Source organism: Nostoc edaphicum CCNP1411, assembly GCF_014023275.1.
GTDB lineage: Bacteria > Cyanobacteriota > Cyanobacteriia > Cyanobacteriales > Nostocaceae > Nostoc > Nostoc edaphicum_A.
On record NZ_CP054698.1, the window covers coordinates 5,713,772 to 5,735,375 of the forward strand.

18 protein-coding genes are annotated in these 21,604 nt (G+C 40.6%); 9 read left to right on the plus strand and 9 right to left on the minus strand.

What is annotated here, in order from left to right:
• Nucleotides 1-10: 10 nt before the first annotated feature.
• Nucleotides 11-763: a winged helix-turn-helix domain-containing protein gene (locus HUN01_RS26910; protein WP_069070698.1), complete on the minus strand. Its 753-nt coding sequence runs from the start codon at nt 761-763 to the stop codon at nt 11-13.
• A gap of 541 nt (nt 764-1,304) precedes the next feature.
• On the opposite strand from HUN01_RS26910, the gene HUN01_RS26915 reads away from it, so the two are divergent.
• Together HUN01_RS26915 and HUN01_RS26920 are read left to right on the plus strand one after the other, a co-directional pair.
• Nucleotides 1,305-2,288, plus strand: a complete 984-nt coding sequence (locus HUN01_RS26915) for a coiled-coil domain-containing protein (RefSeq protein WP_181928714.1) — start codon at nt 1,305-1,307, stop codon at nt 2,286-2,288.
• A 53-nt stretch (nt 2,289-2,341) separates the two neighbouring features.
• Nucleotides 2,342-3,421 carry a coiled-coil domain-containing protein gene (locus HUN01_RS26920; protein WP_181928715.1) on the plus strand — a complete coding sequence of 360 codons (1,080 nt, stop codon included), beginning with the start codon at nt 2,342-2,344 and terminating at the stop codon, nt 3,419-3,421.
• 570 nt (nt 3,422-3,991) lie between these two features.
• Here the strand turns inward: HUN01_RS26920 and HUN01_RS26925 are convergent.
• Entirely contained in the window at nt 3,992-4,237 is a 246-nt protein-coding gene (locus tag HUN01_RS26925) for a hypothetical protein (RefSeq protein WP_181928716.1), read from the minus strand.
• A 224-nt stretch (nt 4,238-4,461) separates the two neighbouring features.
• Between HUN01_RS26925 and HUN01_RS26930 the strand changes: the two genes are divergently transcribed.
• The 4 genes from HUN01_RS26930 (at nt 4,462) to HUN01_RS26945 (ending at nt 7,653) form a co-directional block, all read left to right on the plus strand.
• Nucleotides 4,462-5,094, plus strand: coding sequence for a bifunctional 4-hydroxy-2-oxoglutarate aldolase/2-dehydro-3-deoxy-phosphogluconate aldolase (locus HUN01_RS26930; RefSeq protein ID WP_181928717.1), 633 nt, complete (start codon nt 4,462-4,464; stop codon nt 5,092-5,094).
• Nucleotides 5,095-5,207: 113 nt separating this feature from the next.
• Entirely contained in the window at nt 5,208-5,723 is a 516-nt protein-coding gene (locus tag HUN01_RS26935; RefSeq protein ID WP_181928718.1) for a L,D-transpeptidase, read from the plus strand.
• A 503-nt stretch (nt 5,724-6,226) separates the two neighbouring features.
• Nucleotides 6,227-6,766 (plus strand): L,D-transpeptidase, encoded by a 540-nt coding sequence (locus HUN01_RS26940; protein WP_181928719.1) that lies wholly within the window; start codon nt 6,227-6,229, stop codon nt 6,764-6,766.
• Between the two features lie 323 nt (nt 6,767-7,089).
• Entirely contained in the window at nt 7,090-7,653 is a 564-nt protein-coding gene (locus tag HUN01_RS26945; RefSeq protein ID WP_181928720.1) for a Uma2 family endonuclease, read from the plus strand.
• A 23-nt stretch (nt 7,654-7,676) separates the two neighbouring features.
• Here the strand turns inward: HUN01_RS26945 and HUN01_RS26950 are convergent, their stop codons facing one another.
• Together HUN01_RS26950 and HUN01_RS26955 are read right to left on the minus strand one after the other, a co-directional pair.
• On the minus strand, nt 7,677-9,275 hold the full coding sequence (locus HUN01_RS26950; protein WP_181928721.1) for an Hsp70 family protein: 1,599 nt from the start codon (nt 9,273-9,275) through the stop codon (nt 7,677-7,679).
• A 151-nt stretch (nt 9,276-9,426) separates the two neighbouring features.
• Entirely contained in the window at nt 9,427-11,427 is a 2,001-nt protein-coding gene (locus tag HUN01_RS26955) for a P-loop NTPase fold protein (RefSeq protein WP_238845657.1), read from the minus strand.
• A 177-nt stretch (nt 11,428-11,604) separates the two neighbouring features.
• On the opposite strand from HUN01_RS26955, the gene HUN01_RS26960 reads away from it, so the two are divergent.
• Entirely contained in the window at nt 11,605-11,883 is a 279-nt protein-coding gene (locus HUN01_RS26960) for a WCX domain-containing protein (RefSeq protein ID WP_181928722.1), read from the plus strand.
• Between the two features lie 116 nt (nt 11,884-11,999).
• Here HUN01_RS26960 and HUN01_RS26965 read toward each other — a convergent pair whose 3' ends face one another.
• From HUN01_RS26965 to fni, 3 genes are all read right to left on the minus strand, one after another.
• A complete protein-coding gene (locus tag HUN01_RS26965) occupies nt 12,000-12,239 on the minus strand; it encodes a hypothetical protein (protein WP_181928723.1) in 240 nt (79 codons plus the stop codon).
• Between the two features lie 217 nt (nt 12,240-12,456).
• Nucleotides 12,457-14,292, minus strand: coding sequence for a signal peptide peptidase SppA (sppA, locus tag HUN01_RS26970; RefSeq protein ID WP_181928724.1), 1,836 nt, complete (start codon nt 14,290-14,292; stop codon nt 12,457-12,459).
• Between the two features lie 203 nt (nt 14,293-14,495).
• Entirely contained in the window at nt 14,496-15,545 is a 1,050-nt protein-coding gene (fni, locus tag HUN01_RS26975; protein WP_181932834.1) for a type 2 isopentenyl-diphosphate Delta-isomerase, read from the minus strand.
• A 152-nt stretch (nt 15,546-15,697) separates the two neighbouring features.
• Here fni and HUN01_RS26980 point away from each other — a divergent pair, with 152 nt between their 5' ends.
• Nucleotides 15,698-16,285, plus strand: a complete 588-nt coding sequence (locus tag HUN01_RS26980; RefSeq protein ID WP_181928725.1) for a Uma2 family endonuclease — start codon at nt 15,698-15,700, stop codon at nt 16,283-16,285.
• A gap of 53 nt (nt 16,286-16,338) precedes the next feature.
• Here the strand turns inward: HUN01_RS26980 and HUN01_RS26985 are convergent, their stop codons facing one another.
• Together HUN01_RS26985 and HUN01_RS26990 are read right to left on the minus strand one after the other, a co-directional pair.
• On the minus strand, nt 16,339-16,731 hold the full coding sequence (locus HUN01_RS26985; protein ID WP_181928726.1) for a hypothetical protein: 393 nt from the start codon (nt 16,729-16,731) through the stop codon (nt 16,339-16,341).
• A 652-nt stretch (nt 16,732-17,383) separates the two neighbouring features.
• Complete coding sequence (locus HUN01_RS26990) at nt 17,384-17,644, minus strand: hypothetical protein (protein WP_338044501.1); 261 nt, start codon at nt 17,642-17,644, stop codon at nt 17,384-17,386.
• Between the two features lie 154 nt (nt 17,645-17,798).
• Between HUN01_RS26990 and HUN01_RS26995 the strand changes: the two genes are divergently transcribed.
• On the plus strand, nt 17,799-21,590 hold the full coding sequence (locus HUN01_RS26995; RefSeq protein WP_181928727.1) for a HEAT repeat domain-containing protein: 3,792 nt from the start codon (nt 17,799-17,801) through the stop codon (nt 21,588-21,590).
• The last annotated feature ends 14 nt before the right edge of the window (nt 21,591-21,604 follow it).

The following is a 21,604-nucleotide window of genomic DNA, read 5'->3' on the forward strand; positions in this document are numbered from 1 at the left end:
TCCAAACTAATTATCCAAACCTATAGCCAAAACCTCTTACAGTCACAATATATTCGGGATGACTGGGATCTTGCTCTAATTTTTCGCGCAACCACCGAATGTGAACGTCTACGGTTTTACTATCGCCGACGAAATCTGGCCCCCAAACCTGATCGAGCAATTGTTCCCGTGACCATACCCGCCGGGCGTAACTCATAAACAGTTCCAGCAGGCGGAACTCCTTGGGGGAAAGACTCACCTCTTGACCACGAACCAGTACTCGGCATTCTTGGGGATTCAAAGTGACATCCTTGAATTTTAATACTGGTAGTTGTGGTAAATTACTTAGGCGTTGGCGGCGGAGTAAAGCGCGACAACGAGCCACTAACTCGCGCATACTAAATGGTTTAGTCAGGTAGTCATCTGCTCCCACCTCTAATCCCAGAACCCGGTCAGTTTCACTACCCTTAGCACTGAGCATTAAAATAGGTACTGGGTTGCCTTGATGACGCAGCAAACGGCAAATATCTAGCCCATTGATTTGCGGCAGCATCAAATCAAGAATGACCAGATCAAAGGGCGGTTCCCCAGAATTGGTTTCAAAACTTTTGAGATACTCTATAGCAGACCGCCCATCGGGAGCAGTTATCACCCCATAACCTTCTTCTTCCAGAGCTACAGCTAGCATTTCCTGGATTAATTCTTCATCTTCTACTACTAGAATACGGCTGGTTTGTCCAATGTCCGTTCTGGCAGAATACTTGGTCGATTCAGTGGTATACATTGATATCACAAAAGTCTGGGACTGTGCTTGTATCAATTAGGATGATGAGTTTATTATCTCGCCTAACTGTAACCGCGCTTCTACTAGGGTTAATTCTTTTAGATTTTCTTTACAAAGAGTAACATACACCACAACGGACTCATAAAGTATCAAACAGTGTGGCTGCAAGCTTGTAATAGTCTTTTAATTAGGGACTTTGCATTTTCAAATTCCTAAATAGCTTCGATTCTGTCCTAAAAATAGGGGAAACATTTTCTGACGGAATTGTACAAATGGTTGTCTTGACAAAAGCAGATTAAGTTAGGTATATTCTTTTTAGTACAAAAGTACTATTAAGTTTTGAAGGGAAAATATACTTGAAAAACATAAGGATATATATGTGGAAAATTCGTACACCACCTAAGTATCCTCTGTTGATCATTTCAGTATTTCCACCGGGTTAAAAATGTTGATTTAAAAGCTACCCTGATGTCTGCATAGGGTAGTCCTTGGTATGGCTTGCTACCCAATAAATCATTTGCCTATTGAAGGGAGTTGGAAGATGACTACAGTTGGAGTCAAGGACAGCAAACAACAACTAATGCAAGCATTTCAACAAATTATTATCCAAAGAAAAAAGCTGGAATCTAAAATAGCAACCAAACAAGAGGAAGCAGAAAAGGCAAAAAGTCAAGAAATACTGCAAGCGGCTTCTGCATATACCGTTGATAGTATTGTCAAAGGTTTGGCTGATTTACAATTGGAATTTGGCAGTATTCTCAACGCATTATCTGAAAAACTAGCTCAGGAAAATTCTAAGTTAGATGAATTAAACCGAGCTATAGAAATTGAAACTCAACGCCTACAAGAGCTTCAACAAATTAGAGTTGTAGCAGATACTCTAGACGTTTTAAGCCAAGAACACCAAGAAAAATTAAAAATCCTTGAACAAGATACTATCAGCAAAAGAGAAGCACTAGAAAAAGAAATTACAATCAGGCGGAAAGAATGGCAAAAAGAGCAGGCAGAGTATGAGGAAAAACTCCAAGAATATAACAATTTATTAGCCAAAGATCGCCAGCAAGAACAAGAAGAATCTCAGTATAAGTTAGAAACTACTCGTAAACTAAATACAGACAGCTACGAAGCAATAAAGCGCCAACAACAAAGAGAAATACAAGAAAATTCTCAAAAGAAAGATAAAGATTGGGCAGAACGAGAAAAGATATTTGCTGAACGGCAACCACTCTTTGCAGACTATGAACAAAAGGTAAGTACATTTCCTAATGAACTAGAAGAAGCCGTTAAGAAAGCTAGAGAAGAAGCAATTAAAGAAACAAGCCAAAAAGCTAAAATTGAGGCTGATTTATTTGAGAAGGAATGGGAATCTAACAAACAGAGTTATGAACAGAAAATTCAATCTCTGGAAGAAACAATTAAGAAACAGTCTGAGCAAATAGAAGGCATTTCTGCTCAATTGCAAACTGCATTAAAACAAGCACAAGACTTAGCTATGAGGGCTTTTGGTAGTTCTAATCCTAAATAGTTTTGAGTCTGTAGCATCTTAACCATTTTTAATTCCTGAAGAGGAGGTTTGTTGTGGTGGTAAAAAAACCGACTGATAAGAATACTAAAGTAGAAATTCTTCAGGCGTATGAGGAGTTAGCTAAAGAAAAAGCAGCACTGAAATCAGAACTCGATCAAGTTGCCAAAGAAAACCAATCTGGAACTAAAGAACAGCCTAAATTAGAACAAAAAACACCTATGAATCAGCTTTCTAGTGTCCAACAAAAGATGAACAATACAATTGAAAGCTTGGCGAAGATTCAATTAGGTTTTGGCAGTGCTGCTAATGAATTATCAGAACAGCTAACCACAAAAGCCTCTAAATTGGAAGAAATCAGACGAACTTTAGAAGAAGAAATCCAACAACTAACACAGTTGCACAATTTAGAAGTTTCTGATGATATATTGGATACTCTCATCCAAGCCTATGAAGATAATACTAAAGCTTATCAGGAAGAATATAGCCAGCGTTCTGAAGTGTTATTCCAAGAAATATTAGAGCAAAGGAATACTTGGGGAAAAGAACAAGAGGAACAGCAACGGACGATAAAAGAACGGAATGAAAACTTGAATAAAACTCGACAACGTGATGCGTCAGAGTACAAGTATAATTTAGAACTCCAGCGGCAACGAGAAAGTGACGAATACGAACAAGGGCAGAAAGCACTATATAAGCAACTGGAAGAATTATTACAAGAAACGGAAAAACAGTGGGCTGAACGGGAGAAAGCAATTTCTGAGAGAGAGAAACAATTTGAAGAGTTAAAAGCCAAGGTAGAGGCTTTTCCGAAAGATAAAGAAGCAGCTATAAAAAAAGCTACAGAAGAAGGCAAAGGCATCGCCCACTACCAAGCTAAAGTAAAATCTGATTTATATTCTAAAGAAGTGGAAGGGCAAAAGCGTTTCTATGAACAAAGACTACAATCTTTAGAACAAACTATTACTAATCAAGAGACGCGGATTCAAAATCTTTCTAAACAACTTGAATCGGCTCTCAAACAAGTTCAGGATTTGGCAGTTAAAGCTATTGAAGGTACTTCTAATGTTAATTCATATCAGGCAATCAAAGAAATAGCTTTGGAACAAGCAAAGACTCAAGCAAAAAATAAATAAGCTGATTTATTTTTGATGGTAATTGTAGAGACTTAAATTAAGTCTCTACAAGGAACTATACAGCTTTTTATTCGGTTTTCTTTGGTTTTTTGATGTCTGGGGGAGGTTGTAATTTCTTCTTCTTCTTTGTTGCGCTAGCTTGTGTTTGCTTTAATGCTTTGTTGGAATTTTGTTCTTGACTAGACATAATACTAAATTTTAAAATTTACTACAGTATTATCTACACCACGGGTATTGTTGATTACAGAAATATATCACATAAAATTTATGTTTAACTAAAAAAGTGGTTCTATAGCTCCCTTTATATAAAAAGAATAAATAAGATGAATAAAACTGTAGAAATGTGTTGAATACAAACACCTAAAGTTCTGACAATGTAAAGTTTTTTAACACTGTAAATTATGTGCGATCGCTAAATCGCAATTCTAGCTAGCGAGCAAACAAAACTTATTGACAATAATGGCAATAAGCTCAGTATATTTGGATTTAAACGCTTTGATCGCCCCCCCCATAAATGATAAAAAGCGTGAAGTGCTTATCAAAAATGAGTTTTGGCTGTTTGATAAAAATTCAGGGTTTGACTCGATAGCTGAAAAATGGCAACAGTCTGCGGTAAAACCAATGCATACTTAACAAAATCAGACTCACCAGGGTTAGCAGCATAACACCTAGAATCGTTCCATACGCCTTAGTGTGCCACAAAAATCTATTTGCACCTAGTCGCACAAGCTTCCACAGGTTGCCTAGATCCACGCTTTCGGAATCGTGAATGGTGATTGGTAAGGATGCTGCTATGTTTTGTCGTGCAATTGTCATTTTAATTACTCCTTGGAGATCCAAACGCTAAGGCATTTTATCTTAAACTACGGCAAGTCGATAGACTTGATGTTATATGTCTAATATCTCATAGCTTGATGCAAGAAGCAAGTTTTAAGGGGATTGGGCATTGGGTACTAGGATTGAAAATTAGGTATTTACTAGAGTGAAAATTATTCTCTAGTTCCCAGTCCCTAGTCTCTAGCCCATAGTCTCCAGTCAAAATGCCTAATCAAGTTTGGTTATCACAGTTGCAAAAACACCGAGCGATCGCAGTCATCCGCGCCCCTAAAATCGAATTAGGACAGCAAATGGCAATGGCTGTAGCATCTGGGGGAATGCAGCTAATTGAGATTACCTGGAATAGCGATCGCGCTGGGGAATTAATCAGTCAATTACGTTCGGAATTACCAGCCTGTATCATTGGCACTGGTACGCTATTCAATGTGCAGCAGTTACAAGAAGCGATCGCATCTGGGGCGCAATTCCTCTTCACACCCCACGTTGATCCAGCAATGATTCAAGCAGCGGTAGAAAAAAATGTGCCAATTATACCAGGAGCGCTGACTCCCACAGAAATTGTTACCGCCTGGAGTCAGGGTGCTAGTTGTGTAAAAGTGTTTCCCGTGCAAGCAGTAGGAGGGGCTGAGTATATCAAAAGTTTGCAAGGGCCGCTGCGTCAGATTCCCTTAATTCCTACTGGCGGCGTGACACTCGAAAATGCTAAAGAATTTTTACAAGCCGGAGCGATCGCTGTAGGTTTGAGCGGTGAATTATTTCCTCAAAAGCTTGTCACAGAGAGAAATTGGGAAGCGATCGCATTTGGGGCAAAAAACCTAATGCGACAGTTAGGTTAGCTTAGAATCAAATCATCAAAACTTCACGTCTATTAAAGTAGTAGATAGGGAAATAAAGGTGAAAGCTGATAAGTTTCTCAAGACTTCATGATTTGAGTGTGAGTGTATCTAAAATGAAAAAAATGATTTATTCTGACTGGGTGCGTCGCTTACAAATACTCCTCACTGGTACAGCATTGTCCTTAAGTGTTTTTACTACTACTGGAACGAGTGAAGTTTGGGCGAATTCCAAAAATCAAGTGATTGCACAAAAAATCCAGACATTACAACAATCAGATAAGCGTTGGATTCAAATTAATCTTTCAAAGCAACGATTGATAGCTTGGCAAGGTGACAAAGTTGTTTATGGAAGTGCCATTTCCTCTGGCAAAAAATCCACTCCTACTCTTGTTGGTACTTTTAATATTCAATCCAAGTTCAAAACTACGCGGATGCGGGGAAGGGGTTACGATGTTGCCAACGTTCCTCATGCGATGTTTTACCAAGGTAATTACGGTATTCACGGAGCTTATTGGCATAAGAGATTTGGCACTCCAGTAAGCCACGGGTGTGTAAATCTTGCACCTAAACATGCTAAATGGCTATTTGAGTGGGCAACAATAGGAACACCAGTAGTCATCCATAAATAGTAGGTGAAGTAGCCAGAAGTCAATTGAAGTACAACTAGAAATAACAACAAATCAAGACAATTTAAGTGATTCCCAGCATAAAATCTTGCTGGGAATCTTCGGAGTCGGAATTACTGAAGTTGAAATAAAATATAGAAGAGGGTATTCAACAATTTACCCAAAAAATAAGCGTAAATCCTGACAATTCCTGTGTGAAATTACAAATGCAAATATGAATTCGGGGAAAGTTTGCATTTAGGTATTTAAATGACAGATTTTTTGTAAAGGTCGTCATTGGTCATTAGTCATTGGTCATTAGTTAGGACTCATCATTTATCAAGGACAAATGACAAATGACAAATGAGCAAATTGGACGCAGATTAGCTTAGGAATTGTCTTAAGAAGCATTAGCGGATGAATTGCGTAAATCCTCCACAGGAAGCGAGTAATTGTCTGGAAATTTTTAGTTTTCCAGACAATTACTTCACTTCATAATTTTTGCGTAGTTTATAAGGTGAGGCATAATGCAATCTTGGATTCGCAGTGGTAAGATTCGCTCCTCAGGGAATTTTTGTACAGGCGTGGCGCTGGTGGTGGCAACTCTATTTTCTTGGTCATCACCTTTAGCAGGTACACCCAGCTTGACTACAGCAACAGCCGCGTCAGTGAATGAAAACAGCATCACTGCATCTAATATCAGGCAAACATCCCAACCTCGCTGGATTGAAATTGACTTGTCAGAGCAACGCTTACGTGCATGGGAAGGTAATAAACTTGTTTATTCATACCGAATTTCTGGAGGTAAGCGATCGACCCCTACACCCATAGGTAAATTTCGGATTAATTCTAAGTATCGCACTCACCGGATGCGAGGCAGGGGCTACAATATTCCTGACGTTCCTTACACAATGTATTTCTACAGAGGCTACGCCATCCACGGCGCTTACTGGCATAATCGTTTTGGAACTCCCGTCAGCCACGGTTGTGTAAATTTACCTGTTAAGCAAGCTCGCAATCTTTACAACTGGGCTAGAAATGGAACTTTAGTAGTGGTGCGGAAATAATTCGTAATTCGTAATTCGTAATTAGGGGTTTTAATAACGAATTATCGTGAAGATGAATTAATCATTGTGGCAATTCTTACTGACTTTTCACGGCATCTGGAAAACCTCTCTCTAAATCTCTCTCCTAGAAGGAGAGAGACTTTGAATTTCCCCCTTCCCGCATCGGGAAGGGGTTAGGGGGTTAGGTTTTTCGTGGACTTTTCCACATAACGTGAAAAGTTAGAATTCTTACCTGGATGTATGGACAGGTAAGAATTGCTGAGTGTGACACACTCTACATCACTGCTAGACTAAAATACACATCTTCGAGGGATTTAGGAGCTATGAGCTACTCAACTACTCAACTACTTACCCTAGAGGAGTTTCTGAAGCTCCCAGAAACAAAACCTGCGAGTGAATATATTAATGGTGAGATTATCCAAAAGCCAATGCCGAAAGGGAAGCATAGTCGATTGCAGCTAAGACTCTGCAATAGCATTAACGAAGTAGCAGAAAGCCAAAAAATTGCTTATGCATTCCCAGAGTTGCGCTGTAGCTTTGGTATCCGGTCAATTGTGCCTGATGTAGCGGTTTTTAAATGGTCACGAATTCCATTTGATGCTGATGGGGAAGTTCCTAACGATTTTTTGCTGTGGCCAGATTGGACAATAGAAATCCTCTCCCCAGAACAGAGTTCAAACCGAGTAATTGGCAACATCCTTTATTGCTTACAGCATGGTTGCCAACTAGGATGGTTAATTGATCCAAGAGATCGCTCAATTTTGGTTTTCCGTCCGGGCCAACAACCAGAGTTAATCCAGGGAGAAGATTTTTTGCCTGTATTACCAGAAATTGAACTTGCACTAACCGTCAATCAAGTTTTTGGATGGTTAAAGATGGATAGCTAAAAATAACTTGTCGTACATTATATCTAGCTCAACTGTGCCACAAGTTGATTCTCCAAAAGTGTGTCATTTGTTAACAAGTCTTCAACGGTGATTCGCAAAAAGCGTTGCTCATCAACTTGAAAGAGGATTTTTATGCGATCGCTTCCAGGATATCCGGCTGGTGTCAATTGGGCAATTGTCCTCGCGCCTTCTTGATCGTTGAGGGGTTTGACGCTGGTTTCATTACTGTCTAGACGGCGAGTAATTAAGCGATCGCCATCAAAATAAACTTCGGTGTTACCTGTATCTGCTCCCAATTCTCCCATAATTAGTTCAATACTGGGCTGATTTTCCACAGAAGCGCCTAAGACTAATTCTACTGGCTGACTCATTGGATATGCTTGTCCAGCTTTAATTAAAGAATGCCATTTGTGACGCTGGTTGCGGCGATCCCAGTAGCGGATACCATAACTGTGGTAGAGAAAATCTTTGATTTGTATCCCTTGTGCTAACTGTAAAGCACCTTGAGCGATCGCTTCAAAAGGACGTTCGCAACGGATTTTTTCTGGCTCAAAATACTGTTTAATCCATGTCTGCACTGCCGGCAATTGCACAGTTCCACCAACTAACAAAACTGCATTAATATCTGGAAGTTCTATGCCTTGGCGTCTTGCTTGTTGCAACAGTGTCGTCATCGACTCATCTAGTAACTCAAAAAATGCGTGTTCTTTGAGAATATCTTCAAAAGTATCGCGGTTTAATTCTAGTTCATAGCTTTCAAATGTCTCATCATCAAAATAAACTTCACTCGCTTGATTTTGAGTTGATAGCTGAATTTTTACCCGTTCTGCCAATCTTGTTGTCAACGGACTTACCGCCAACTCTTGAGTTTTGGCAAAGTAATCTACTAACCAATTATCAATATCAGTACCGCCCAGATTTTGCCCAGCTTTCGCCAGGACACGGGCGGTTTTAACTTTTTGTTTTGAATCTTCAGCCAGGGACTTATTACCCCACTTGAGGATAAATCCCAGCGGCTTTGTGGTTGCTTGCACACCTTGATCCAACCGCACAAGAGACAAATCCAAAGTACCGCCACCAAAGTCAATCACCAAGAGAATTTCTTGATCTGCCAAGCCATAACCCAAGGCGGCGGCTGTGGGTTCATCCAGCATTCGCACCTGTTCGACGGGAAGGGATTGACAAACGTTTCCCAACCAGTGACGATAAGCTTCAAAACTGTCTACGGGTACGGTTAACACCAGAGAATCTAAGCCACCTTGCAGGGGTGCTAGTTCCTCAATTACTTTGGTGAGGAACCATTGCCCGACTTGTTCAAAGGTGACAATTTGCCCATCTAGTTCGGGTAAGAAACCTTGGATATTTGCACCAATACCGCGTTTGAAGCTGCGGAAAAATCGCGTTTCGCCTTTGAGGTCAAGACCGCGATCGCGTACTTGTTGCCCGACTAAGACTTTATTTTGGGTTGCGTCTTCAACATAAACCAAGCTGGGAATCAGTGGCGGATTGAGACTTTGTTTAATTGATAAACCTGGTAGAGTCAGGGTTTCTGGCTGCTGGGTTACAGGGTTCCAACGAGCAATGACTGTGTTGCTAGTACCAAAATCGATTGCGATCGCCATATTTTATATTTATTCTCTCGCATGAAGATGCCAAAGCTGCTTTATTTGTGATTATTCTCTATAAGCTACCAAGAATGCAAATGCGCCCATATGCTTGCTTCTTTGCATCTCAACCATCTGGCTTAATTTCTTGCTTATAAAGGTCAGATCCCTACGTCGGTTTATTTTCCAATTGCTGTTGCTGCAATCGATGCGCTATTACTTCAAGCTTTTGAATTACTTCGTTCCAATTATTTTCGATCAGCGATTTTAAACGATATTCAGTAAGCTTCCCTTTTGTGTGAGCCGATTTTAGTAATAAACTCCTAACATCTTTAAGCCATTCCAATTCTTCAATTAATTTTTCATTAAATTTATCAATATCGTATCTTTCGGCTATTGCCCAGCAAACAGATTGCTGTTGCTGAAATTTCATAGATAAAAATTTTTCTGCAAAGTTATATGGTTGTATATATTTAAAAATTGGTACTTCATAGTATTTTGGCTCTGAACTATCTCGAATGTGAAAATTACCGACATGAATCATACTACTAAATACCTCTACATTTGTTTGCATAATAGTAAGCAATTCTTGAGCAACATTAGGTAGGTTTTCAACTCTTGCTAATTTTATGACTTGGTTAATGTAACAACAAAAATCTTGAAATTCTGGAGATTTATTTACGTAAAAACTGAGTCTATCATAGTGTTCACATGAAAGCACAGATTGAGATGTAATATCTAGCTGTCTTGTATCTTTTAAGTAGTCAATATAAAGCTTTGACTTATCTAAAATGTTTTCTTTAGTGGAATTGTATAATCCGGCATCAGAAAACTTTAAGAAAAGCGCTGTAATATGTTTAATTACTCCAATATCAAAAATGTTTGTGTTTGTATTTATATTGGTATATTCTGATTCAACTTTTTTAAGATAATAATCAAATTGCTCCTCAGTAAGATTAGAAAAGTAGTAAAGCCTAACCCAGTCAGGAGCATTTTCATCCTGGAAATATTGGCTAATTGAAAGTGAACGCTCCAGTTCTTTTGCATCTAATGCACCTTTATCAAAGAAAGTTTGCCACCATATTGCGCTAGGAAATGGGTCATATAATTTTAACGGATGATATTTCCTAAGTATTTCTTGAACCGGCGTTTTTTTGCTGCTATCCTCATTTATGCTTGAGCTTGGTGGTCTATAACTACTATTGTGAATATTGTTCACGAATATATTTGCATATTCTTGTAGCAAACTGCCAATATCCTTGGGAAGTATTTTTGCGCGTCTAATTTCAATTGAAAAAGCTATAAGTAGCTTTAAAATATCCTGAAGAAGCTCTGGCTTATTTTTAGCTTGTTCTGATAATGTATCAAAAATTCTCTCAAAATCTAAAACAATTTGCTTTAAAATTCTTAGATTACCGCATTGAGCTTTATCGTATAAGTCTTGGATTAATTCAGTGTTGTCTGACAAGAACTTGCTGACATTTGGATTCTTTAGTTTAATAATAAAATTTTCTAATGCACCTTCAAAATCAAGAGCAATTTCAAAAGTTATACCAATCAATTTTTCTTTGATTTCTTTGTAATTAGATTTTTCCTCTAATAGAACTTCATTTGCAACGATAATTACTTTTAATTCTTGATGTTCAATAAAACTGTTTATGTACCCCAATACACTACTGATGCTCATATCGCATCGTTCTAAGTCATCAAATATCAAAATAGTTTCATCGAGATTTATAAGATACTTAGCTAGGCTATCACTTGTAGACCCTAAAGTTAGACTTCCGTCAGCTTTGTTATCACCATTAATATCCATGATTACTGTACTTTTTAAAGCTTGTGTGATTAAGCTACGTAATAACGCTATGGGTTTTGATGACAGAATGGGAATTTTTGCTTGTAAGAAGGCCTCTTCTATTTGCGAAAAGGTAGTCACACCGGAAAGACTAACGTACAAGTATTTCCGGTTCTTTTCTTTTATGCTTTTGCAATACTTCTTGATAAACCATGTCTTACCAGATCCCCATTCTCCTTTGAGCAAAACAGCAAATCCAGGTGCATAAACTAAGTCACAGTAAAAATCTAAGTAGTCTGTGATATTGCTATTGATTAATGCGTTATATTGTGTCATCTTGCTTACAAAATTACTAAAGTCATCTTGTGGTATCACGTATTGATCGCTAAAGTGATCGCTTCAAGCTCCTGGATAGCCAAGTCCGAGGGTCAGACATCCAATGGAAAAGCGTGCATATCGCTCATCGACTCTTAGAAGCAGGTTGGGGGTTAAAGTTAGCTTCAAGAGAAGAATCAACGACGGAAGATTTGTGGAGAATTAAAGCTTGTAGAAGTGAAAGTTCGATTTTTTCCTGAAGTTATGGAATTTATCCAAGAGGGCAAGAAGCGACATCCCAAGCAAAAAATTGAACTGGGCCCGAAGGGAAAAGATGGCAAACCTACTTATGTAGATTACATTGTTAAATTGCCTGAGCGATCGCTGGAGGAGTTTTGTCGCTGGGTGTACCGCTTCATGGGCAATGCTCAGTTCATCTCTCCTCAATATCTAGCTGAACAACACCAGAAATTTGCTCGTGCATTAATAGATCGGTATTCTTCCAAAGCCACATAAATAAGGATTATTGACCCACATGACTTTATGCTGGGCGAAAGTAAAAGTGGAGGCACTGGCTAATTAGTACAGAAACCTAATCTAACCCGAAATTCCGGGTTAGTGGTAGTTCATGCTCAATCTTCATGCCGTAACTGCCATACTGCACCGAAAGCAGCCCCAGCCCCAGCTACCAATCCGGTACTCATTCCTTGGATAGTTTTTTGAGTTGGATCTTGGGTTAGGCACTCACTGGTAACTTTACTGTCTCCCAAGCAGAGATTACTTTCTGCCCAACCAGCAGTACCTCCTAAAATTACACCAGTCATACTACAGGAAATAATTAGCAGCAAAAGACGTTGTGTTTTTCTAGCCATAGATAGATGTGTCAGAAGGAAGATAGTAGTTTCTCTCAACTACTTTACACATCCATCCAGCAAATGTCAGCTGGTTTATGGCTGGCGAGTCCAAGCTATTCGCCTTGCGATAGTGGGTAAGCCAGTTAGTAGTAAGGACTTTAGTCCTTAATTTTCTAAGCACTTTAGTGCTTACTACAAACCCTGAGTTCTTGCCTGATGATGCTCAAAAAAGCATCTACTCAATCTTCAAGTTGAAAGGCAAGCGGGCGTAAACCCCTTGTGGATCGTTCATCCTTTGCAGAATCTCTACTTCCTGTTGCAATTTCTGAAATTCAGCGGTGAGGGGATTGGATTGTTTGAGTTGCGTACCCTCAATTCCGAAAACAGTCTGCGCTTCTTCTGTTGCACGCCCAAAAAAGCGTTCTCCGAAGCTGCTAGTGCGGGGATATTCTTGCACTTCCCAGTCTTCTCCTAGTTTCGCCTGCTTGGCAGCATAAGCGATCGCAGTATTCAAACCACCAATTTCATCCACCAAACCAATTTCTTTGGCGGCCACACCTGACCAAACCCTTCCTTGGGCAATTTCTGCCACTTTTTGTTCTGGGAGTTTGCGACCTTGAGAAACTTTATTCAGAAACATATTATAAATGCGGTTAACACTGCGCTGATAAAGTGCCAACTCTTGAGGCGATTTCGGACGCGAAACTGTTTGACTATCAGCATAGCGTGCGGTTTTCACTGAATCCCAGGTAATGCCATTATCATTAGCCAGCTTTTGCCCATTAAATAGCACTCCAAACACACCTATTGAGCCTGTGATGGTATTTGGTTCGGCAAAAATGCGATTGGAGTCGCTAGCAATCCAATAACCACCAGAGGCGGCAATATCACCCATTGAGACTACAACTGGTTTTGCCTCACGAGTTAATTTCACTTCTCGCTGCATGACTTCAGATGCGGTAGCGCTACCACCAGGACTATTAATTCGTAATACAACCGCCTTGACATCCTGATCTTGTCGCAATCTGTTGAAGATTTTGGCAAAGCGATCGCCTCCTACTTGCCCATCTTCTCCTTTACCATCGACAATTTCACCTTCAGCATAAACTACGGCAATTTGATTTTTTGAGCTACGTTCTACACCCAAAGATTTTCCGGAAACTTGGGCGTAGCTATTCAGGCTAATTTGACGAAATGTTTTGTCTTCTTTATCGCTATCTGTCAACTTTTTGAGGTCAGTTACCACTTCATCGGGGTATTGTACTTGATCGACTAAACCGCTGGTTTTGGCTTGTGTGGCTTCTAGTAGCGCCTGATTATCTGCGATTGCTTGCAACTGGTTAGGTTCAATTTTCCGACTTGCGCCTACAGCAGTGCGCCACTCTCCCCAAACATCATCTAACAATTTCTGAGTTTGTTCGCGGTTTTCTGGACTTAACTTTGTCAGGAGAAACGGTTCAACAGCTCCCTTAAATTTCCCCACTCGCACGACTTGAATACCAATGCCATATTTCTGCAATGCTCCCGCTAAGAATACTGGTTGTGAACTCAAACCGTTGACTTCCATCATTCCTAGAGGATTAAGTACAATGGAATCTGCCACTGAACTAACGTAATATCCTTTTTCGCTCCAATCACTGCCATAGGCGACAATTTTTTTCCCAGCAGCGCGAAACTCTTCCAATGCTTTCCGAATTTCTTTCAGGGAGGCATAGCCGACATCACTAGCTTGGCTTGTGTTTGTTGCATCCAGGTAGATCCCGATAATTCGCGGATCGCGTCGAGCCTTCTCTAAAGTTTCCACAACTTTGCGGAGTGTTATTCTTTCTTCATCCACACCTGATATTGTGTTTTGAAACAGTTGGTCTGAACTAGGTTCGCCATCAGTAATTTTCATTGACAAGTCAAAAACCAGCACTGACTTATCTTTCACATTTGGCCCAGTATCTTTAGAGGAGGTAGCAGCCAATATCAGGAGAAACAGTCCAGTGGCTCCCAAACCACCGAAAATAATTAGTCCTAGTAAGGTGCCAACTAAACTAGCAAAAGTTTGTTTAATAAAGTTAGTCATTAGTCATTAGTCATTAGTCATTGGGCATGGGGCAAAATAGTTCCGAGTTCCGAGTTCCGTTAGCGGGGCGTTTAGCCCGTTCTGAGTAAAAAAGTGAGATTCCCCACTCAGCACTCATAACTCAGCACTCAGCACTCTTGAGGGGCATTGGGCATTGGTCATTCACAAAGAACAAATGACAAATGACTAATGACCTACTTAATTTATTCTATGCGCTGTAAACTTCCAGAGTGCTTTAACTGATACAAGGTGGTGTTGCCAGTGCAGAATAAGACTGTGGTGATTTCGGCGATTAATACTTCAGCAAGTTCCGCAACTGCTGTCTCTGATGTTGCTGCTGCTTGCAAGAAAGGCATGGCTAAACCAGCTATATCTGCTCCCAAGGCGATCGCAGTTGCAACATCCAATCCATGACGCAAACCTCCTGAAGCAATTAAGGGTACATCTGGTGCAATCGCTCTAATAGTTGTAATGCACTCTGCTGTCGGTAAACCCCAATCGGCAAAAGTCATCCCTAAGCGACGTTGCAAAGGATTTTCTGCCCGTTCACTTTCTACTTTTGCCCAAGAAGTACCTCCCGCACCCGCCACATCAATGGCTGCTACTCCAGCGGCAATTAGTTTCTGTGCGATCGCTGCTGAAATGCCGTTACCAACTTCCTTCGCAATCACTGGCACTGGTAGTTTACTGCACAAATCAGATATCTTGTCAATCAAGCCCCGAAAATTAGTATCACCTTTGGGTTGAATGCACTCTTGTAGAGGGTTGATATGTAAAATCAGGGCATCAGCCTCTAGAATATCAACTACGCGCAAACATTCATCTAAGCCATACTTGTAGTTAAGTTGCACAGCCCCTAAGTTGGCAAATAACAGAACATCGGGGGCATACTTGCGGACAGCAAAAGTATCAGCTACTTGGGGTTTTTCTACCGCTACTCGCTGGGAACCAACACCCATTGCAATTTTGTAGTGTTGCGCGACTTGGGCCAAACGTTGGTTAATCATTGCGGCTTGTTCTGTTCCGCCAGTCATGGAAGAAATTAATAAGGGTGCGCCAAGGTGTTTCCCCAGGAAAGTTGTGCTGACATCAATATCGTTGTGGTTTAGTTCGGGTAAGCAAGAATGGGTAAAACGATAACGTTCCAGTCCATTGGTGATTTGATGAGACTGAACATCTTCCTCTAAGCAGATCCGAATGTGATCCGCTTTGCGATTCTGAGTTTGTGCAGAGATATTGGTAGGGGCGTTCACTGGTGCTATGGCTAAAAATATTTGCTTGCGATCGCTATTGTTACATTGTCTGCAACCGTATTTGTATAACAAAATTATTTATTTTCGCTATCTTTCGGGTACGTTACGCTATTGATAACAGAACCATTCCCCCATTTTATGAGTTAATTAATATGGTTTTACAAACAGAAAAGCGCTACTACACCCCAGAAGAATATTTGGAATTAGAAGAGAAGGCTGAATATAAAAATGAATACATAGATGGAGAAATTATACCGATGACAGGGGGGACAACTAACCACAACAACATTGCAGGTAATTTTTATAAAAAGTTTCCTCTGACTGTGCAGGGACAAGATTATGAGATTTACATAGGGGATGTGAAATTATCAATACCTCGTCATCGCCTTTATACTTATCCTGATGTGATCGTCATCAAAGGTAAGCCTATTTATGAGGGAACAGGTACAACAATTATTACTAATCCCTTATTAATTGTTGAAGTCTTATCAAATTCAACTAAAAATTATGACAAAACAGATAAGTTTAAATATTATCGTTCAATCCCTGGTTTTAAAGAATATATTATGATTGACCAGTATAGTTTTGCTGTGGAACAATTTGCAAAGCAAGCAGAAGGTCAATGGATTTTTAAGGAATATGAAGGTGAAGATGCAGTTTTAATCTTAGATTCTATTGGATTTCAAATTGCCTTGCGTGATATTTATGAACGGGTTGATTTTGAGTTGATTGAGGAATAAAACTGCGATAACATGGGCATCATTCACGGTGAATGATGCCTATTTGTTGCTCATTACGCCGTCTGTGTAGAAGCCGCTTTTGAGTCTGCGGTGGATTTTAACCGTGTAATGGTGGCTTTGCGAATGCGATCGCTTTTGCGTACTCCGCCTGTCATCTCGTATTCCCGGCTGTCTTTGCCATACTTTAACACGACACCACTGACTAAGCGTTCTGAGGTTTCGCGGATAGTCTTTTCAAGGCTTTCTATTTGTTCCTTTGCCGTGTCAATGGCAGTTAGCATCATATTATACTCGTCAATCTGGTTGCGGAGTTGCCCGGTTAACTCGGTTAAATGGTTTAAGCTGATCGAATCACCAAAGTCGAGGCTAGAATCGATTGATTTAAATCCGATTACTCTCTGTTCGGTTTTTTCTAGCACGGTAGAGCTTCTTTTTTGGCGTGGCATCAATGCAGACTTTTTACTAAACTTTATCTTTCTAGAGTGTCTCAATGGAGCGATGTAGTGGTTCAGTAAAACTTGCAAAATAAGGTGTTTTTTGTAATAAGATTGGATTGCTGGTTCAGTAATTACACGACAATAAACTTGTGTTGTGGACGAATGGGCTTGTGTTCTAAACGAATGGGGTGGTGTTGTGAACGAATAGGGTTGTGTTCTGGACGAATGGGGTGGTGTTCTGAACGAATGGGGTGGTGTTCTGAACGAATGGGGTTGTGTTGTGGACAAATGGGGTGGTGTTCTGAACGAATGGGGTTGTGTTGTGGACAAATGGGGTTGTGTTGTGGACGAGCAAGAGAGACGCGATAAATCGCCGTCTCTACAAGGCGTTTTTGTCATCTATTATAATTTTTATCAAAAAACCCTATCCGAACCGGATTGCACGCAATCGAGAAACGTAACAAATAGACCATACATCTTGTAGAGACGCAATTCATCGCGTCTTCTTCATCCCACAATTCATCGCGTCTTAAACCAAGGATGTGTTGCAATCATTAATTAAATTGTTATTAGATTTTTTCACACAATTAAACCGGATTCCTATATAAATCAACCAATATAGCCACAGCCCCTCTTTGCTTGCAGAGAGGGGCTTGTGATATTATTGCTCCTCAGAATGGCGATGTTTAGGTAACAAGCTCTTTTTCTGTTTTTCTTGCAAACTGCTGGCTTCTTTTAGGACTGGAATACACTGGTTAATCATCCAGATTAAAACCTCGATTGTTGAGTCTCCTTGCTGAATGCGGTTTTCGGCATTTACACCAATTAATATTGTTTGCAGAATTAGTAAGAAAGCGTAGGCGTAGCCCGTCGTAGACATCGCTTTTTGACTTGCATTTTTACCAGGTTTTTTAGCTGACATCTGAATTCACCTTGTTTTTGGGTTTACAAGGTCAATTATTTTTTTGGGTATTTCCCCAGACACATCCCCCACGCAACGTCTATAATGCTTGTATCGTCAGCTTTTGCGGCTTGGGTAAGCTTGTTTGTTTGGGTAATTAAAAATTATTTGACTGATGTCAAGAAATATTCGTGGAGATGAATCAGTTTTAGAGAATGTACTCAGTCTGGTAGAAGCATTGCTGCAACTGTCGGAAAAGCAAGATTGTGAATCAAAACTTCCACTTTGCGCTGTCTGGAATGCTGATAAGTTGCGAATTACCGGATATAAAAGCCAACAAACAAGAGGAAACAGAAGCAAAACAACTGAAGTTGGTACAAAAAAGGAATATTTATTCAACCAGATTAAAGATGCTGGCAAAACTTTAAAACTTCCCCCGCAAAAAGCAGAATCTAACGTTTCTCAGGAAAAAAGAGAATTAGACGAGCTTCAAACTGCACTCGACTGGTTGAAAGAGTTGGGAGTGCGAGAAGACCAAAAATCTACAAAAAATCAAGGTTATTGGAAATTTACCCTGACGCTAAAACATCAGACAGCGACGATAAAAGATAATTTGCAGGTAGTTAAGCAGAAGTGGAACGAATACCAAAAGACGAATTTAAAAGAAACATTCCAGGTACAAACAACAGATAGCTTCGATTGGCAAGAAATCTGCGGCGCTATGCTGGAAAAGCACAAGCGTCTCACCACAAATGAGTTGCTGTTTGCTGATGATGAGATGAAATTTGAGCTAGAGGCAATTCATGTTCCTTTAGCATTGGTGGAACGTAATAAACCGAAGAAGTGCACCGAGGATATTTCCGCAGAACAAGGTTCGCGGCTTTATGAACCGAGTTATGAAGAGAAGCAGCGATTTGAACATGAGGCTTTTTTAGAGCAAATTATCCGTGATGGTGTTGGTAAAACTCAAGGACACCGCATCGCTTTAATTGGAGAACCCGGTGCGGGAAAAACTACTCAGTTGCAAACTATAGCTTTTTGGATATTAAAGAAGAATCTGGGTTTACCAATTTGGATTTCTTTGGCAGACTTGCAAGAAAAGAGTGTAGAAAATTATCTGCTGCAAGATTGGCTGAAGAATGCTTTAGAAGTGGTGCGTGTAAAAGAAGAACAGGAAAACGCTATTGCAGATTTATTCAAGAATAATCGTGTGTGGTTGTTGTTGGATGCAGCAGATGAAATATCTTCACTCCAACCATTAACTGAGATTTCCCAGCAGTTGACGGGATGGGTGAAAAATGCGCGGGTTGTGCTGACTTGTCGGGTGAATGTTTGGGAAGCAAACGCCAACGCTTTAGAAAATTTTGAGACGTATCGGTTACTCAATTTTGAATATCCGCAACAAGTGCAAGAGTTTATTGGGCGTTGGTTTCACAACAAGGATGCAGACAAAGGGGAAAAATTATGGCAGGAATTAGATAAAGCTGAACGTCAGCGCATCCAAGATTTAGTTAAAAATCCTTTGCGGTTAGCGCTGTTGTGTAGCACTTGGCAAGGTTCCGATAAAGGTTTACCGGAAACTAAAGCCGGACTTTATCAGCATTTTGTGGAAGAGGTTTACAAGTGGAAAGAAAACCGCTTCCCCACTACTGAACAGCAGCAAGAGGAATTAAACGCTGCGTTGGGACGTTTAGCAAAACGGGCAATCGATCAAGAAACGTCACGGTTTCGGCTACGACATAAGTTTGTGCGTGAGGAATTAGGTGATGCAAAACAGCAAAATTCTTTATTTTGGTTAGCGTTAAAGTTGGGATGGCTAAATGAAGTTGGACTGGCTGCGGAATCAGCAACAAAAGAGAAAGTTTACGCTTTCTACCATCCCACATTTGAGGAATATTTTGCAGCGTTAGTGGTTGATGATTGGCACGAGTTTCTGAATCATGTTCCCGACAACCCCGCGCTAGGCGTTTATCGCATTTTTGCACCGCAGTGGAAAGAAGTGATTTTGCTGTGGTTGGGACGTGAGGATATGGGGAGGGAGAAGAAGGAAGAGTTTATTCAGGCGTTGGTGAAATTTGATGATGGGTGCGGAGAATACAGAGCTATTGATAGAGTGAGAAAGGGATTTTACGAGTTTCGCACTTATTTTCTTGCTGCTGTGGGGGTTGATGAGTGGAAAAATTCTGTCAACACAGATGCTATTGTGGCGGAAATCGTTAAATGGCGCTGTGCTGAGTTTAAGGTTGAAGTAAATAGGTGGGTAGAATTTCTCACACCAATCGCAAAAGGAGCAGAGACAGCACTCTCTCAGACAAATCGCATAAAAGCGATAGCTGCCTTGGTGGAGTTAATCAACAAACCACAACTGGATGATTCTAACCGATGGCAAGCAGCATTTAGCTTAGGGCAAATTGGCTCTGGCGACCAAAAAGCGATTGATGCTTTGGTGGAGTTAATCAGCAAACCAAAACTGGATGATAATATCCTAAGGCTAGCGGCATTTAGCTTAGGGCAAATTGGCTCTGGCAACCAAAAAGCGATTGATGCCTTGGTGAAGTTAATCGGCAAAACACAACTGGATTATTCTACCCGATGGCAAGCGGCAGAAAGGTTAGGAGAAATTGGCTCTGGCAACCAAAAAGCGATTGATGCTTTGGTGGAGTTAATCAGCAAACCACAACTAGATGATGATACCCGAAGGCTAGCAGCAGAAAGCTTAAGGCAAATTGGCTCTGGCAACCAAAAAGCGATTGATGCTTTGGTGGAGTTAATCGGCAAACCACAACTGAATGATGATATCCGAAGGCTAGCGGCAAAAAGCTTAAGGCAGATCGACTCTGGCAACCAAAAAGCGCTCGCTGCCTTGGTGGAGTTAATCAACAAACCACAACTGGATGATTCTACCCGATGGCAAGCGGCATTTAGCTTAGGGCAAATTGACTCTGGTAACCAAAAAGCGATTGATGCTTTGGTGGAGTTAATCGGCAAACCACAACTGGATGATTCTACCCGATGGCAAGTGGCATTTAGCTTAGGGCAAATTGACTCTGGTAACCAAAAAGCAATTGATGCTTTGGTAGAGTTAATTGGCAAACCACAACTGGATGATTTTACCCGATGGCGAGCGGCATATATTTTAGGGCAAATTGGCTCTGGCAACCAAAAAGCAATAGCTGCCTTGGTAGAGTTAATCGGCAAACCACAACTGGATGATTCTACCCGAAGCCAAGTGGCAGAGAGCTTATGGCAAATTGACCCTGGCAACCAAGAAGCGATTGATGCTTTGGTAGAGTTAATTGGCAAACCACAACTTGATTATTCTACCCGAAGGCAAGCGGCATATATTTTAGGGGAAATTGGCTCTGGCAACCAAGAAGCGATTGATGCTTTGGTAAAGTTAATTGGCAAACCACAACTGGATGATTCGACCCGAAGGCAAACGGCAGAAAGCTTAGGGAAAATTGGCCCTAGCAACCAAAAAACAATCGCTGCTTTGGTGGAGTTAATCGGTAAACCACAACTGGATTATTTTACCCGAAGGCAAGCGGCATATATCTTAGGGCAAATTGGTTCTGGCAACCAAAAAGCGATCGCTGCTTTGCTGGAGTTAATCGGCAATCCACAACTGGATAATGACACCCGAAGGCAAGCGGCAGAAAGCTTAGGGCAAATTGGTTCTGGCAATCAAAAAGCGATCGCTGCTTTGCTGGAGTTAATCGGCAATCCACAACTGGATGATGATACCCGAAGGCAAGCGGCAGAAAGCTTAGGGAAAATTATGTTAGAGGAACAGATGCCGAGTGTTGTCACCGTGTTGAAAGATTACTTATCACCTGAAACTTACGAAAATGACTTTAAGCGATTTGATAATTGCTACGAAGTTATCTGGAAGTGCGCTCAAAGTATGCCCTACCCCGCTTTTTATCAAGCTTGGCATCAACAAGAGAAAGTGAAAGATGGAGAGTAGGAAAGAAAAATACT

What these genes read in the sequence shown, in the direction of transcription:
- HUN01_RS26910 (WP_069070698.1), bottom strand. Translation starts at nt 763, where the DNA reads ATGTATACCACTGAATCGACCAAGTATTCTGCCAGAACGGACATTGGA.
- HUN01_RS26915 (WP_181928714.1), top strand. Translation starts at nt 1,305, where the DNA reads ATGACTACAGTTGGAGTCAAGGACAGCAAACAACAACTAATGCAAGCA.
- HUN01_RS26925 (WP_181928716.1), bottom strand. Translation starts at nt 4,237, where the DNA reads ATGACAATTGCACGACAAAACATAGCAGCATCCTTACCAATCACCATT.
- HUN01_RS26930 (WP_181928717.1), top strand. Translation starts at nt 4,462, where the DNA reads ATGCCTAATCAAGTTTGGTTATCACAGTTGCAAAAACACCGAGCGATC.
- HUN01_RS26935 (WP_181928718.1), top strand. Translation starts at nt 5,208, where the DNA reads ATGAAAAAAATGATTTATTCTGACTGGGTGCGTCGCTTACAAATACTC.
- HUN01_RS26940 (WP_181928719.1), top strand. Translation starts at nt 6,227, where the DNA reads ATGCAATCTTGGATTCGCAGTGGTAAGATTCGCTCCTCAGGGAATTTT.
- HUN01_RS26945 (WP_181928720.1), top strand. Translation starts at nt 7,090, where the DNA reads ATGAGCTACTCAACTACTCAACTACTTACCCTAGAGGAGTTTCTGAAG.
- HUN01_RS26950 (WP_181928721.1), bottom strand. Translation starts at nt 9,275, where the DNA reads ATGGCGATCGCAATCGATTTTGGTACTAGCAACACAGTCATTGCTCGT.
- HUN01_RS26965 (WP_181928723.1), bottom strand. Translation starts at nt 12,239, where the DNA reads ATGGCTAGAAAAACACAACGTCTTTTGCTGCTAATTATTTCCTGTAGT.
- sppA (WP_181928724.1), bottom strand. Translation starts at nt 14,292, where the DNA reads ATGACTAACTTTATTAAACAAACTTTTGCTAGTTTAGTTGGCACCTTA.
- HUN01_RS26980 (WP_181928725.1), top strand. Translation starts at nt 15,698, where the DNA reads ATGGTTTTACAAACAGAAAAGCGCTACTACACCCCAGAAGAATATTTG.
- HUN01_RS26985 (WP_181928726.1), bottom strand. Translation starts at nt 16,731, where the DNA reads ATGCCACGCCAAAAAAGAAGCTCTACCGTGCTAGAAAAAACCGAACAG.
- HUN01_RS26990 (WP_338044501.1), bottom strand. Translation starts at nt 17,644, where the DNA reads ATGTCAGCTAAAAAACCTGGTAAAAATGCAAGTCAAAAAGCGATGTCT.
- HUN01_RS26995 (WP_181928727.1), top strand. Translation starts at nt 17,799, where the DNA reads ATGTCAAGAAATATTCGTGGAGATGAATCAGTTTTAGAGAATGTACTC.